Genomic DNA, 14,308 nt, shown 5'->3' on the forward strand with positions numbered 1-14,308 from the left:
AAGCCGCAGATGACCGCGGCAAAATGAAAACGGCGGGGCTCACGCCCCGCCGTTTTACCTTCCCGTGATGCCAGAAGGTGAGTGATTACTCTTCGGCGTCGGCTGTCTGCTTTGTGGTTGCGCGCGTCTTCTTGGCAGCAGCCGTCTTCGTAGCAGCCGTCTTTGTCGCCGTCTTCGTGGCGGCCTTCTTAGCCGGCGCCTTCTTGGCGGCCACCTTTGCAGGCGCCGACTCAGCCTTGGCCGCCGACTTCGCCGCAGGCTTCGCAGTCTTGGCCGCCGCGCCCGCCTTGGGTTCACGCGCCTCGAACTCGAAACCGATCTTGCCGTCCGGCTGCTTGACCAGGAAAGCCTTGAAGTTGCGGCCCGTACGCGACGACTTGAAGCCAGTCAGCAGGTCGGTCTTGCCATCCGTCAGCAGCTTGCCGATCTGCTCACGCGAGATTTCCTGCTGCAGGATGATCTTGCCGCTGGTGAAGTCGCACGATTTCGCACTGCCCACGGCGTTCTCGCAGACGTACTTCATCCCGTGCTCGTAGACCGAGCCGCCGCACTTCGGACACTTGCCGACCGGAGTCTGCTCGCTGAAGTCCACCGGTTCGCCATCGCCTTCGTCGTCGTTCTGGCCGAAGTCGAACTCCATCTTCCAGTTGCCGTCGTCATCCTTGGCCAACTTCAGGATGGCCGCGAACGGCCGACCCATCTTGCTGCGGAATCCCTGCAACGGGCCGATTTCCTTCTTCAGCAGCAGTTCCTCGACTTCCTCGATCTCGAACTGGCGGCCGCCAGGGATCTTGCTGATCGAGAATTCGCAGGCCGTGCAGGCGAAGCGGCGGTAGTTCTCCTTGACCTGGCCACCGCACTGCGGGCACGGCGTGTCGAGCGTCGCGTAATCGCCTGGAATCGTGTCGTTGTCGTATTCCTTGGCACGCTTGACGATCTGCTGCGTCATCTGCGCGATCTCGCGCATGAACTCGTCACGCTTGAGACGTCCGCGCTCGATCTGCGACAGCTTGTGTTCCCACTCACCCGTCAGCTCGGCCTGGGTCAGTTCCTCCACACCCAGCCCGCGCAACAGCGTCATCAGCTGGAACGCCTTGGCCGTGGGAATCAGCTCGCGGCCTTCGCGGACCAGATACTTCTCAGCCAGCAGGCCTTCGATGATGGCCGCGCGCGTGGCCGGCGTGCCCAGGCCCTTGCCTGCCATCGCCTCGCGTAGCGCATCGTCGTCCACGAGCTTGCCGGCACCTTCCATGGCCGACAGCAGCGTCGCTTCGTTATAGCGGGCCGGCGGGCGCGTGGTCAGGCCGACGGACTCGACCTTGTCGGTCTTGACCTTCTCGTCCTTCTGCACCGGCACCAGGTTGGCGTCCTTGTCGTCCTTGCCCTGCGCCTCGCGGCCGTAGATCACCAGCCAGCCCGGATTGACCAGGATCTTGCCCTCGGTCTTGAAGTGGTGGCCGGCAACCTCGGTGATCCGCGTGGTCACCTGGAACTCGGCGGTCGGGAAGAACACGGCCAGGAAGCGTCGCACGACCAGGTCGTACAGCTTCTGCTCGGGCTCGGACAGGTTCTTGGGCGCCTGCAGGGTCGGGATGATAGCGAAGTGATCGCTGATCTTGCTGTTGTCGAAGATCCGCTTGTTCGGCTTCACCCAGCCGCTCGACAGAATTTTCTTCGCGTGCGGCAGATAGTTCGGCGAGCTGTCGGCCAGCATGTCCATGGTCTGCTTGACCGTGTCCAGGTAGTCCTCCGGCAGCGCGCGCGCGTCGGTACGCGGGTACGTCAGCACCTTGTGCTTTTCGTACAGCGCCTGGGCCAGGCCCAGCGTGTTCTTGGCCGAGAATCCGAAGCGCGAGTTGGCTTCGCGCTGCAGCGTGGTCAGGTCGAACAGGGCAGGCGACTGCTGCGTCGACGGCTTGGATTCCTCGGTGACCGTGCCTTGCTTGTCACGGCAGGCCGCCACGATGCTCTTGGCTTCCGCCTCGCTCCACAAGCGCGAGTCGCGCGCCTCGGGATCGAACTCGTTCTTCTTGAACTTCGGGTCGAACCAGCGGCCTTCGTAGAGGCCCGCGGCGGCGATGAACTCGGCCCGCACCTCCCAGTAGTCGCGGGGGACGAAGTGTTTGATCTTCTCCTCGCGCTCGACCACGATCGACAGCGTCGGCGTCTGTACCCGGCCCACGGTGGTCAGGAAGAAGCCGCCGCCCTTGCTGTTGAAGGCCGTCATGGCGCGCGTGCCGTTGATGCCGACCAGCCAGTCGGCTTCGGAACGGCAGCGGGCCGCGTCGGCCAGCGGGAGCATTTCCTCGTCCTCGCGCAGCGCGGCAAACCCGTCGCGGATGGCCTGCGGCGTCATCGACTGCAGCCACAGGCGGCGCACCGGCTGCTTGGCCTTGGCCTGCTGGGCGATCAGTCGGAAGATCAGTTCCCCTTCGCGCCCCGCGTCACAGGCATTGATCAGTGCGGTCACGTCCTTGCGCTTGATCAGGCGGTTCAGCACCTTGAGGCGCGACTCGGTCTTGGCGATCGGGCGCAGATCGAAGTGCGGCGGGATCACCGGCAGATTGGCGAAGCTCCACTTGCCACGCTTCACCTCGTAATCGTCGGGCGCCGCGATCTCTACCAAGTGACCGACGGCCGAGGACAGCACGTAGTCGTCGCTCTCGAAATACTCGTCGTGCTTGGTAAAGCCCCCGAGGGCGCGCGCGATATCGGCGGCGACCGATGGCTTTTCCGCGATGATGAGGGCTTTAGACATTCAACGGGTCCTTGTGGCACCACTGCGCAAGGGCAGTGCGCGCCTCTTGAAATTCACGACAAACTATGTAAACAGCACGGCTGGGCTTTGAGGCGCCAATAATAAGCGCGGTTCGGACGACGGTGCAAGCTGATGCCGCGCCCAAACGCGGCACCACGCAACGCCGGCCGACTTCCTACCCAAGCAACCAGTCGAGCACTTGAGGAATCTCCGACGCCGTTGCCGGCATTGCGCTGCCACGCGCCAGCATCCGGTCCAGAACTTCCAGGTGGGGCAACACCGTTCCGTAAAAGTGCGGTGCCCCTCCGGCAATGGGCTGAATCAATACAGTAGGAAAGTTTTCGATATCGATGTCCTCACCCAGCCGATCGGCATGGGTTTCGATATCGACCCAAACAAAACAGTCGTCCGGATAGCGTGCCGCCAACGCCGCAAACCCGCTCACATATTCCTTGCAGGTCCCACACCAGTCTGCGCACAGGCACGCAACCAGACGGCCGCCTGGGCGCGCCGCCAAAGCCTGACGGATGCCTGCGAGATCTCGCTCGGGGAAGTAAACGGTCATTGCGCGCAAAAAATGAGACGGTTGCGATACCGCGGATCATGCCAGACGTCGGTAACGATTGCCGGCCATGCGTTCGACCGTCCCCCCAAGCTCAAGCTCCAGAAGCATTGTCGCCGCCACATGCGGCGCGAGACCAGACCGCTCGCACAACGCATCGAACGTGACAGGATCATAGGCGAGGGCGGCGCCGAACGGATCACCTGGCGCTGGCGCCGAATCGGGTACGGGTACCGGAGCGACTGAAGCCGCCCCGCCCGGATCGCCGAACTCCTCGAACACGTCGGCCGGTGTCTCGACCAGCTTGGCCCCCTGACGGATCAGCTTGTGGCAGCCTCGGGCCAGCTCGGCATGGATCGATCCCGGCATCGCGAATACCTCCCTGCCGATCTCGGACGCCAGCCGCGCCGTGATCAGCGAACCCGACCGCTCCGCCGCTTCCACCACCAGCACGCCGCGAGACAGGGCCGCGATGATACGGTTGCGGCGCGGAAAGTGGTTCGGCAACCCGGGCGTGCCCAATGCAAACTCGCTGACGATGGCACCGCCCGCGTCGACGATCCGATGTGCCAGAGCATGATGCCTGCCCGGGTAGACGATGTCGGCGCCCGTCCCGATCACTGCCACGGTGCCGCCCCGCCCCTCAAGTGCCCCGGCGTGGGCTGCGGCGTCGATGCCAAGCGCAAGGCCGGACACCACTGTCCATCCGGCATTGGAAAACGCCGATGCAAACGCCTGGGCATCGCGCGCGCCTTGCGTTGTCGCCTTGCGCGCGCCGACCATGCCAAGCGCTGGGCCGGCCAGACGGGCAGTGTCTCCATTGATATAGAGCAGCAGGGGAGGGTCGGCCAGATCGAGCAGCCCCGCCGGGTAACCGGCATCGGCCATCGTGACCATGGCATGGCGGGCATCGGCCAACCACGCAACCGTGCGGTCGATCAACGCCGACATGGCGGCATCCGGCGGCGCGTTCAATACACACGCCACCTTGGCATCCACCACTTCACGCAGGCTTGCCAGGTTCTGGGCGAGCACAGTCTGCGGCAGGCCGAACTTCGCCAGCAGGCGTCGTCCGGCCAGTGCGCTGACGCCCGGCGTCGCCGTCAGCCGCAGCCAGGCTGCGACCTCGGCGGGATCGCGAGTCGAATCGGTCATCGGCAACGATGCGGCGCGTGGCAGGGCACGCGCCCTGGTCAGCGCGGCGTCGAGGCGATATCGCCAACCTTCATCACGTTGGACGCGTCGGTCACCAGCGCGTACGCAACGCCCGGGAACACGCGATAGACATACGCGAGACCGTAGCGATCATCGGGCAACTCGATAGCGCGATTGCCATCGGTCGGATCGGCGACGTGGCCGCCATCGCTCGAGAGCGCCAGCACGTGGCCCGGCTCCAGACCGGCGTTGGCGCCAATGTTGAGCACCACGATCTGCTTGGCGCCGCCATAGCGCACGCCGCCATACACGGCGGCGACACGTCCCTCGACTTCACCATCGGGAGCATGCGGCACATAGCGGATCAGTTCGCGCTGCGGCTGCGGCAGCAGCAGCGATCCCGGACCGATTTCCTGCAGGGACTGGGTGGCCTGGACCGTGGTCACCGCGTTGGGGCCCTCGGGTCCGCGCGTCACGCGCACGCTGCCTTCGTAAGCCGCCTCGAAGCCGATTACCCGGCCGGTGACCGGATCAAGCACGGGGCTGGCCGGCCGGAATGCCTGCCAGTCGCTGCCGAGCGAGGCGTCGGCCGGCGCAATGCCACGCGCGTAGGCCATGTCACCGCGCCCCATATAGACACGGGCGTCGGGCAGAGCGACGATGCGCGCCGAGGTATCCACCGTGCCCTGGTCAACGACGAGCGGACGGATCAGGAACGGCTCGATATCGCTGGAGGCAATGCTCTGGATGGCCTCGCCGTCGCCGCCATTCCCGCGAATGCGCGGGGACAGGCGGACGTCGCCGCTGGCACCGCCCGGAGGGTTGGTGGACAGGTAGGCGCGGCCATCGCGCTGGACCAGATAAAGAATCTGGCCCGGATAGATCAGGTGAGGATTGTGGACCTGCTGCCGATTCATGCCCCACAGCTGGGGCCAGCGCCAGGGCTGGCGCAGGTACTGTCCGGAAATGCCCCAAAGCGTGTCGCCCGAACGCACCGTATACTGACTGGGCGCATTGGGCGAGAGGTCGGCAACGGGGATGCCCTGCTGTGCCGTGCGATCGGCCTCCGCAAGCTGGACCGGCGAGACGCTCAGGTCAGCGGCCTGAACCGCCATGGTCATCCCAGTTGTGATCCCTGCGACACTCAAGATGGCGAGGGTGAACGCGTGCAGCCTGCGGCCCGACGCCGCCTGTTCTTTGGTAAGATCGCGCATTTTCCTGAACCGGTCGGGAGAACGACCGGATTGACCCTAGGTAGAGCGTGCCTGCTGCGGCGCGCCTTGAATTTTTGTACTAGCGCCCCGATTCTGCATGGAAACCCCGGTCGCCGCAACGGCGGCCGGACCGTGGACAGCACCCGGCGTTGCGCCCGAGCATCATGGCAAAACTCGACATCCTCACCTACCCCGATCCTCGCCTGCACAAAGTGGCCAAGCCCGTGGAGGTGGTGGACGACCGCATCCGCCAGCTCGTGAAAGACATGGCCGAAACCATGTACGAAGCGCCCGGCATTGGCCTGGCCGCGACGCAAGTGGACGTGCACGAGCGCGTGATCGTGATCGACATTTCCGAGAGCCGCGACGAGTTGATGGTGTTCATCAACCCCGAGGTCACTTGGGCCAGCGAGAACCGCAAGGTATGGGAAGAGGGCTGCCTGTCGGTGCCCGAAGTCTATGACCGCGTGGAGCGCCCGGATCGCGTCAAGGTACGCGCGCTCGACGAGAAGGGCGAAGCGTTCGAGCTCGACGCCGACGATCTGCTCGCTGTATGTATACAGCACGAGATCGATCACCTCGATGGCAAGGTATTCGTGGAATATCTGTCGCCACTCAAGCTCCAACGCATCAAGAGCAAGCTCCAGAAGCGCGTGCGCTCGCGCATGTAAGGATGTAACAATCGCGCGGAAGCGGAAACGCCTCTGCTAAGGTTACAGCTTCCGAAGAACACATACGTACCCGGCCGCTATGCGGCCGGTGTCGTTTTCATTGCGGAATATCGTCATGACCCAAGCCCAGCCACTGCGCGTCGCTTTTGCGGGAACGCCGGAATTCGCGCGCGTCGCCCTTGAGGCCATTCACGCTGCCGGATTTCCGGTGGTCGCCGTGCTGACCCAGCCAGACCGGCCCGCCGGCCGCGGCATGCAATTGCAGGCCAGCCCGGTCAAACAGTTTGCCGTCGAGGCCGGCCTGGGCCCAGTGCTGCAGCCACGCTCGTTGCGCCGCCAGGGCAAGTATCCGGAGGAAGCCGGCGCGGCCGTCGACACGCTCGCGGAAATCGCGCCCGATGTGATGGTGGTGGCCGCCTACGGGCTGATTCTGCCGGCCGAAGTCCTTGAGTTGCCGCGTCATGGCTGCCTGAATATCCATGCCTCGCTGCTGCCGCGGTGGCGCGGCGCCGCGCCGATCCACCGCGCGATCGAGGCGGGGGACCCGGAGACCGGCATCACGCTGATGCAGATGGACGAGGGGCTCGACACCGGCGCGATGCTGTCGCGCGAGTCCACGCCGATCGGCCCCCAGGACAGTACCGGCACGCTGCATGACACACTGGCCGCGCTCGGCGGACGCATGATCGTGGACGCGCTGCGCCAGCTCGCCGCGGGCCAGCCGCTCACCGCCACGCCGCAGCCCGAAGCCGGCGTCACCTACGCGGAAAAGATCGCCAAGGATGAGGCACCGCTCGACCTGACGCGCCCGGCCACCGAACTGGCGAACCAGATCCGCGCCTTCAATCCGTTCCCGGGCGCCACGGTACAAGTGGGCGACACCGTCATCAAGTGCTGGCAGGCGCTGCCGCTGGCTGCCGCCACGAGCCTGCCGCATCCCCCGGGTACGATCCTGGCCGCCGACACAGCCGGCGTGATCATCGCCTGCGGCAATGGCAGCGCCCTGCAGGTCACCGAGCTGCAGAAGCCCGGCGGCCGGCGCCAGCCGGCGCAACAGTTCCTGCAGGCCATGCCGCTGCCACCGGGAACGCGCTGCCTGATTGCCGGCGCCTAGCGGGCACTGCGTGGCGAGCGTCGCAGCAATGTGACGCCGGGTTATCACAATGCGTAAAACGTCGCCTCCGGCATTGAATTTCCACGGTTCGCACCCTATCTAACCGTTATCGTGTCCACGCAGGGGCGTGGCACGCGACTGACAGACGATCTGGAGATCAAGCCATGTTCAACTGGGTCAAGACCTTCATGCTGATGGCCGCGATCACGGCGCTGTTCGTTGTGATCGGCGGCATGATCGGCGGACGCAACGGCATGACATTCGCCCTGCTGATCGCGCTCGGCATGAACTTCTTCTCCTACTGGTTCTCGGACAAGATGGTTCTGCGCATGTACAACGCGCAGGAAGTGGATGCCAGCACCGCGCCGCAGTTCTACAACATGGTGCACGAGCTTTCGCAGCGTGCCGGCCTGCCGATGCCGCGCGTGTACCTGATCAACGAGGACGCGCCAAACGCGTTTGCCACGGGCCGCAATCCCGAACACGCCGCGGTGGCCGCCACCACGGGCATCCTGCGGGTGCTCTCGGACCGCGAACTGCGCGGCGTGATGGCCCACGAACTCGCGCACGTGAAGCATCGCGACATCCTGACCTCGACCATCGCCGCGACGATGGCTGGTGCCATTTCCGCGCTGGCCAATATGGCGATGTTCTTCGGCGGGCGCGACGAGAACGGCAACCGCTCGAATCCGATTGCCGCCATCGCCGTGGCGATCCTGGCGCCGCTGGCGGCATCGCTGATCCAGATGGCGATCTCGCGGGCACGCGAATTCGAGGCTGACCGCGGCGGCGCGGAGATCAGCGGAGACCCGCAGGCCCTGGCCAGCGCGCTCGACAAGATCCATCGCTACGCACAGGGCATTCCGTTCCAGGCCGCCGAGGAGCATCCGGCCACGGCGCAGATGATGATCATGAACCCGCTCTCGGGCGGCGGGATCGCGAACCTGTTCTCGACCCACCCCGCCACGGAAGAACGGATCGCGCGCCTGATGCAGATGGCGCAGACCGGCACCTACCCGGCCTGACGCGCATTGCCACGTTTCCGGGGGCTCATGCCCGGTAACGGGTAAACTGCCCGCTGTGTTCCGTCAGGAGCCGGCGGGCTTTTTCGTATCCGCACGCGCCCGACGGCCCGTACCACCCGTTTTTTGCAGATTTCCGGTATTTCCCATGCGCCTGCCACCAGATTCCCTTGCCTTCCAGATGCTCGGCGCCGCCGCTGCAGTACGCGGCGTCCACGAAGGCACGGCCCTGCCGCAGGCCATCGAGGACGCCACCAACCTTCTGCGCCTGGACCGCGTGCGCGATGCCGCGACGCGTGGCGCCATCCAGGACCTGGCCTATCGCACGGTTCGGCAGTTCGGCGCCACGCGCGCCCTGGTGACGCAACTGGTCACCCGCCCTCCCGGCGCGCTGGTCGATTCCCTGCTGGCCGTGGCGCTCGCGCTGCTGCTCGAAGGCGAGGAAGGCGATCGGAGCAAGGTCGGACGCGGCGGCTACTCCGACTTCACCGTCGTCGATCAGGCCGTCAGCGCGGCAGCCTCGGAGCCGAAGACCGCCCACGCGCGCGGGCTCGTCAACGCAGTACTGCGCCGGTTCCTGCGTGAGCGCAAGGCCCTGATGGACGCGATCGCCAAGGACGAGGAAGCACGCTGGAACCTGCCCACGTGGTGGCTTGAGCAACTCCGCGCCGCATACCCGGATCGATGGATGGCATTGGCGGAGAGCGTCAATGCCCGCCCGCCAATGACGTTGCGCGTCAACACCAAGCGCCTGTCGGTCGACGAATACCTGAAGGAACTGGCCAACGCGGGCATGGCGGGCACCGCCATCGGCCCTCAGGCCGTGCGGCTGGTTCGGGCATTTCCGGTTTCGCAAGTGCCAGGTTTCGCCACCGGCGATGTCTCAGTACAGGATGCCGGCGCCCAGCTTGCCGCGCCGCTCTGCGAGGTTGCCGACGGGATGCGCGTGCTGGACGCCTGCGCGGCCCCCGGAGGCAAGACCGGCCATCTGCTCGAACTGGCCGATATCCATGTGACCGCCGTGGAGAGCGATGCGGAGCGAGCCGCGCGCATTCACGAGAATCTGGCCCGCCTGGACCAGCGTGCCGAGGTCATCGTTGGCGATGCCAGCCGCCCGAAGGACTGGTGGGATGGCCAGCAGTTCGACCGCATTCTGGCCGATGTGCCGTGCTCGGCGTCGGGCATCGTCCGACGCCATCCCGATATCCGCTGGCTGCGCCGCGAATCGGACATCACGAAGCTTGTCAATGAGCAACGTCGCATCGTGTCGCAATTGTGGTCGCTTCTTAAGCCAGGCGGCATTCTGGTCTATGTGACCTGTTCTATTTTCCCAACGGAGGGCGAGGAGCAGGCGCTCTGGTTTGGTGCCCAGCTCCCAGATGCGATACGATTGCAGGCGCCCGGGCAGCTCCTGCCCGGCACGAAGGCGCAGGAGACGGCCGGCACCGACATGGCCGGCCAGCCAAGCCTGCCATCGGATCACGATGGCTTCTACTACGCCCGCTTCCAGAAACGCGCCTGAATTCCACCGATGCTGAGCACGCCGCGCCTGTTCGACCTACGTGCCCCCGGTCACGCGTTGCGCGAGTGCCCGGCTGACTCGCTGGTGAACACACTCCGCGCATGGTGCGCGGCCACGGTGATGATGCTGATGCTGATGGTGCTTGCCCCGCATGCATCGGCGCAGCTCATCGAGACCACCGAGGCTCGCATCGAGTACCAGGACGGCGGGTTCGATCTCGCCGCGTCGTTCGACTTCGACCTGCCGCCCGCGCTGGAAGACGCCCTGCACAAGGGCATCTCGCTCTATTTCGTCGTCGACTTCCAGCTCACGCGCCCACGCTGGTACTGGTTCGACGAGAAGCCGGTCAACACCATGCGCACGGTGCGCATTTCCTATCAGCCGTTGACGCGCCAGTACCGCGTATCGACCGGTGGCCTGCAATTGCCGTTCAGCCGTCTCAAGAGCGCGCTGCAGTTCATCCAGCAGGTACGCGGCTGGCGGGTGTTCGAACGCAACCAGGTCAGGCTCGGCGAGACCTATCACGCCGAGACACGGATGCGCCTGGACCTTTCCCAGCTACCGAAGCCGTTCCAGATCAACGCCGTAAATACGCGTGAGTGGAACCTGTCGTCGGAGTGGAAGCGCTTCAACTACACGGTGCCGACCAACCTCGACGCGCCGCCGCCGCCGGCCCCGGTAGCACCGCCGCCCGTTGCGCCACCCGCACCGCCGGCCATGCCCGGCTCGTCACCAACGCCCGCTTCGGCCGTCAGCGGAGAACCACGCACGCAGTTCTCGCAGACGCTGTCGAACGCGTTGTCCACGAACCAACTGGTCCAGCCGGTCAGCCAGCCATGAACGGCAATCCGTGGGACAGCAGATTCCGACGCCTGCTCTATCGCGTCGTGGTGGGCATCATCGTCTTCCTGGCGTTGGTGCTGGTGGGACTGCTAGCCGGAGCCTCGGCCAATACCGAGTTCTTCGACCGCTATTTCACGCTGCTCTTCAAGATCAATCTCGTCGTCGGCGCCTTGCTGGTGCTGACCGTGGGCGCGCTCGCGCTGACGCTCTGGCTGCGCTATCGCCGCGGCAAGTTCGGCACGCGGCTGATGTCGAAGCTGGCCGTGTTCTTCGGCGTGGTGGGCGTATTGCCGGGCGTTCTGATCTATCTGGTCTCGCTGCAGTTCGTTTCCCGCAGTATCGAGTCGTGGTTCGACGTGCGCGTGGAAACCGCGCTCGAGGCCGGCCTCAATCTCGGCCGCTCCACCATCGACAGCCAGTTGGCCGACCTGCAGGGCAAGGCACGCTTGATGGCCGACCAGCTGACCGGCTCGAGCGGCATGGCAACGTCACTGCAACTGAACCGCCTGCGCGAGCAGTACGGCGTACAGGAAGCCGCGATCTTCACCGGCAGCGGACGCGTGCTGGCAACGGCGTCAAGCAGCTATGCGTCGCTGGTGCCGGACCTGCCATCCGGCGTGCTGGCAGAGCAGGCGCGCATGGCCGGAGGCTATGCGGCGGTGGAGGGTGGCACCGATCCGTCGACTGGCGACAAACCGCAGCCCAATGTCGATAGCAGCCATCTCTACCGGCTGCGCGTGATCATTCCGCTGGGGCCCGCGCCGAGCGCGGCAGCCTCCGACGATCAGGCACAGGCCACTGCAAGCGCTGCCGTAGCCGCGGCGGCGCGTACCCAGCATCCCCCGCCAAAACTCGGCCTGCCCGTGCCGAGTAGTCGTTGGGCAGGTTCGGGCCTGTCCGTGGAGCGCCGCCCCGAGGATGCGCCCGCCACGGGCTTCGGCCTGGTGGGCGACACTGTGCGCGAGGAGCGATACCTGCAGGTCCTGCACCCGGTACCTGGCGTGCTCGCGCGCAATGCCGACGAGGTCCAGCGGGCCTATCAGGAATATCAGGAAAAGGCGCTGGGCCGCACCGGCCTGCGCAAGATGTACATTGGCACGCTGACGCTGACGCTGTTCCTCGCCGTGTTCATCGCCGTGATGCTGGCGCTGCTGCTGGGCGGCCAGCTAGCCCGCCCGCTGCTGATGCTGCTGCAGGGCACGAAGGAAGTGGCGGAGGGCGACCTCTCTCCCAAGCGTGAACTCAAAAGCCGTGACGAACTCGGGATGCTGACCCAGCAGTTCAACCAGATGACGCGCCAGCTTGCTGAAGCGCGCATCGCCGTGGAAGAGAATCGCAGTGCGCTTGAGCAGTCGAAGGCGTATCTGGAAAGCGTGCTGCGGAATCTGACCGCAGGTGTGCTCGTGTTCGACCGGCGCTTTGTGCTGATCACCACCAACCCCGGCGCCGAGCGCATCTTCCGCCAGCCGCTCAACGGTGTGCTGGGCCACCCGGTGGAACAGATCCCCGGCATGAACGACTTCGCGGAGATAGTGCGTCAGGCATTTTCCGAGCAGACCACCAGCGAGGTCCTGGGTGGCGCGCAGCACTGGCAGAAGCAGATCGAGTTGCCGCAGGGCGACGAGGAGCAGCCGCTCACACTGCTGGTTCGCGGCGCGCATCTTCCTGGCGGCAGCCATGACGAACCGGGCTACGTAGTGGTGTTCGACGATATCTCCGACGTGATCTCGGCACAGCGTTCGGTGGCCTGGGGAGAAGTGGCGCGCCGTCTTGCCCACGAGATCAAGAATCCGCTGACACCGATCCAGCTATCGGCGGAACGGCTGCAGATGAAGCTGTCCCCTAAACTTGAGACGTCGGATGCCGAAGTACTGAAACGTGGGGCGGCGACAATCGTCAACCAGGTGGCAGCGATGAAGCGCATGGTCGATGATTTCCGCGACTACGCGCGCACGCCGCCGGCTGTGATGCAGTCGCTGCCGCTCAACGGCCTGGTGTCGGAAGTCCTGCATCTCTACGGCATCGATGACCCTGCCGTGCACGAGCACCCCGTGATCCATCCGACGCTGGACACGGATATGCCTGAAATCAAAGGCGATCCGACCCAACTCAGGCAAGTGATTCACAACCTGTTGCAAAATGCCCAGGATGCGGTGGCGGAGAACGTTGCGGCCGGTAGGGCGGCGCCCCATATCACTCTGCACACCGAGACTGTAGAATACAAAGATTCTGCCGGCGAAGACCGGCAAGCCGTCAAGCTGTCCATAGCGGACAATGGCCCCGGCTTCGCACCACGGATTCTGAGCCGCGCGTTCGAACCCTATGTGACCACGAAGGCCAAGGGCACGGGTCTCGGGCTGGCGATGGTGAAAAAGATCATTGACGAACATGGCGCACGCATCGAGGTGCGCAATCGCATGAACGGCACCGAGATCATTGGCGCTCAGATCTCGATCCTGTTCGTTAAGCTGGCATAGTCAATCTTGCGCACCGGCAGCGTCCGGTGACGCTGCGGTGGGGTTAAGAGGAACGTATGGCAACCATCCTCGTAGTCGATGACGAAATGGGTATCCGGGAGCTGCTCTCGGAAATCCTGAGCGACGAAGGCCACGTGGTCGAAGTGGCGGAGAACGCCCAGCAGGCACGCGAGTTCCGTGCAGGCGCGACGCCGGACCTGGTGCTGCTCGATATCTGGATGCCAGATACAGACGGCGTGACGCTGCTCAAGGAGTGGTCGGCACAGGGCTTCCTGACCATGCCGGTCATCATGATGTCCGGCCATGCGACGATCGACACGGCCGTCGAAGCCACCAAGATCGGCGCGCTCAACTTCCTTGAGAAGCCGATCGCGCTGCAGAAGCTGCTGTCCGCCGTCGAGGCAGGGCTGGCCCGTGGCGTCGAGCGCCCACGCACCGCGCCTTCCGTGGTGGCCGCACCTGCCGCCGTCAGCACGGGCGAAGCCGCGGTCTCCGCGATGGCAACCGCCGAAGTACCGGCCGAGGCCATCGCGAACGGCACGGCCACACGCGGTGTACCCGAAGGTGAAATGCAGTTCTCGTTCGACATGCCGCTGCGTGAAGCGCGCGACCTGTTCGAGCGTGCGTACTTCGAGTACCACCTGGTGCGCGAACACGGCAGCATGACCCGTGTGGCGGAGAAGACCGGTCTGGAGCGTACCCACCTGTACCGGAAGCTCAAGCAGCTGGGCGTGGAACTGGGCCGCAACAAGCCCGAGCCGACCGAACAATAAGTGGCTCGACAAAACGCTTGACGAACCAATTTTGCACAGTTATAGTTTCGCTTCTTTGGCCCGGTAGCTCAGTCGGTAGAGCAGAGGATTGAAAATCCTTGTGTCGGCGGTTCGATTCCGTCCCAGGCCACCAGATTCAAGCAAAACGGACGCTTCGGCGTCCGTTTTGCTTTTTGCGTTCTGCATTTGGCCGGTTG

Annotated in this window: 11 protein-coding genes and 1 tRNA gene; 8 read left to right on the forward strand and 4 right to left on the reverse strand. The window is 65.0% G+C overall.

All coding sequences use genetic code 11. The annotated features are described in order from the left end of the window. Positions 1-85: 85 nt before the first annotated feature. From RN01_RS03470 to RN01_RS03485, 4 genes are all read right to left on the reverse strand, one after another. Positions 86-2,758: a DNA topoisomerase III gene (locus RN01_RS03470; protein ID WP_017511104.1), complete on the reverse strand. Its 2,673-nt coding sequence runs from the start codon at positions 2,756-2,758 to the stop codon at positions 86-88. A gap of 175 nt (positions 2,759-2,933) precedes the next feature. After that, positions 2,934-3,323, reverse strand: a complete 390-nt coding sequence (locus RN01_RS03475) for a thioredoxin family protein (protein ID WP_017511103.1) — start codon at positions 3,321-3,323, stop codon at positions 2,934-2,936. Between the two features lie 36 nt (positions 3,324-3,359). Next, a complete protein-coding gene (gene dprA, locus RN01_RS03480) occupies positions 3,360-4,475 on the reverse strand; it encodes a DNA-processing protein DprA (RefSeq protein WP_024569235.1) in 1,116 nt (371 codons plus the stop codon). Between the two features lie 38 nt (positions 4,476-4,513). After that, entirely contained in the window at positions 4,514-5,689 is a 1,176-nt protein-coding gene (locus RN01_RS03485; protein ID WP_024569234.1) for a LysM peptidoglycan-binding domain-containing protein, read from the reverse strand. A gap of 164 nt (positions 5,690-5,853) precedes the next feature. Between RN01_RS03485 and def the strand changes: the two genes are divergently transcribed. The 8 genes from def to RN01_RS03525 all read left to right on the forward strand — a co-directional run bounded on the left by def (position 5,854) and on the right by RN01_RS03525 (position 14,244). Beyond that, positions 5,854-6,360: a peptide deformylase gene (def, locus tag RN01_RS03490; RefSeq protein WP_011517980.1), complete on the forward strand. Its 507-nt coding sequence runs from the start codon at positions 5,854-5,856 to the stop codon at positions 6,358-6,360. A gap of 115 nt (positions 6,361-6,475) precedes the next feature. Continuing rightward, positions 6,476-7,474 carry a methionyl-tRNA formyltransferase gene (gene fmt / locus RN01_RS03495; protein WP_017511101.1) on the forward strand — a complete coding sequence of 333 codons (999 nt, stop codon included), beginning with the start codon at positions 6,476-6,478 and terminating at the stop codon, positions 7,472-7,474. Positions 7,475-7,638: 164 nt separating this feature from the next. After that, positions 7,639-8,499: a zinc metalloprotease HtpX gene (gene htpX / locus RN01_RS03500; RefSeq protein WP_008641022.1), complete on the forward strand. Its 861-nt coding sequence runs from the start codon at positions 7,639-7,641 to the stop codon at positions 8,497-8,499. A 145-nt stretch (positions 8,500-8,644) separates the two neighbouring features. Continuing rightward, a complete protein-coding gene (gene rsmB, locus RN01_RS03505) occupies positions 8,645-10,018 on the forward strand; it encodes a 16S rRNA (cytosine(967)-C(5))-methyltransferase RsmB (RefSeq protein ID WP_017511100.1) in 1,374 nt (457 codons plus the stop codon). Between the two features lie 9 nt (positions 10,019-10,027). Further along, positions 10,028-10,858, forward strand: a complete 831-nt coding sequence (locus tag RN01_RS03510; protein WP_017511099.1) for a DUF4390 domain-containing protein — start codon at positions 10,028-10,030, stop codon at positions 10,856-10,858. Continuing rightward, on the forward strand, positions 10,855-13,338 hold the full coding sequence (locus RN01_RS03515; protein WP_024569233.1) for a PAS domain-containing sensor histidine kinase: 2,484 nt from the start codon (positions 10,855-10,857) through the stop codon (positions 13,336-13,338). Before RN01_RS03510 ends, RN01_RS03515 begins: the two co-directional genes overlap by 4 nt. A gap of 56 nt (positions 13,339-13,394) precedes the next feature. Further along, a complete protein-coding gene (locus tag RN01_RS03520; protein ID WP_017512813.1) occupies positions 13,395-14,111 on the forward strand; it encodes a response regulator in 717 nt (238 codons plus the stop codon). A gap of 57 nt (positions 14,112-14,168) precedes the next feature. Further along, positions 14,169-14,244: transfer RNA gene (locus RN01_RS03525), tRNA-Phe, on the forward strand. Positions 14,245-14,308: the final 64 nt, after the last annotated feature.

It is taken from the genome of Cupriavidus sp. SHE, from assembly GCF_000812445.1.
Lineage (GTDB): Bacteria > Pseudomonadota > Gammaproteobacteria > Burkholderiales > Burkholderiaceae > Cupriavidus > Cupriavidus metallidurans.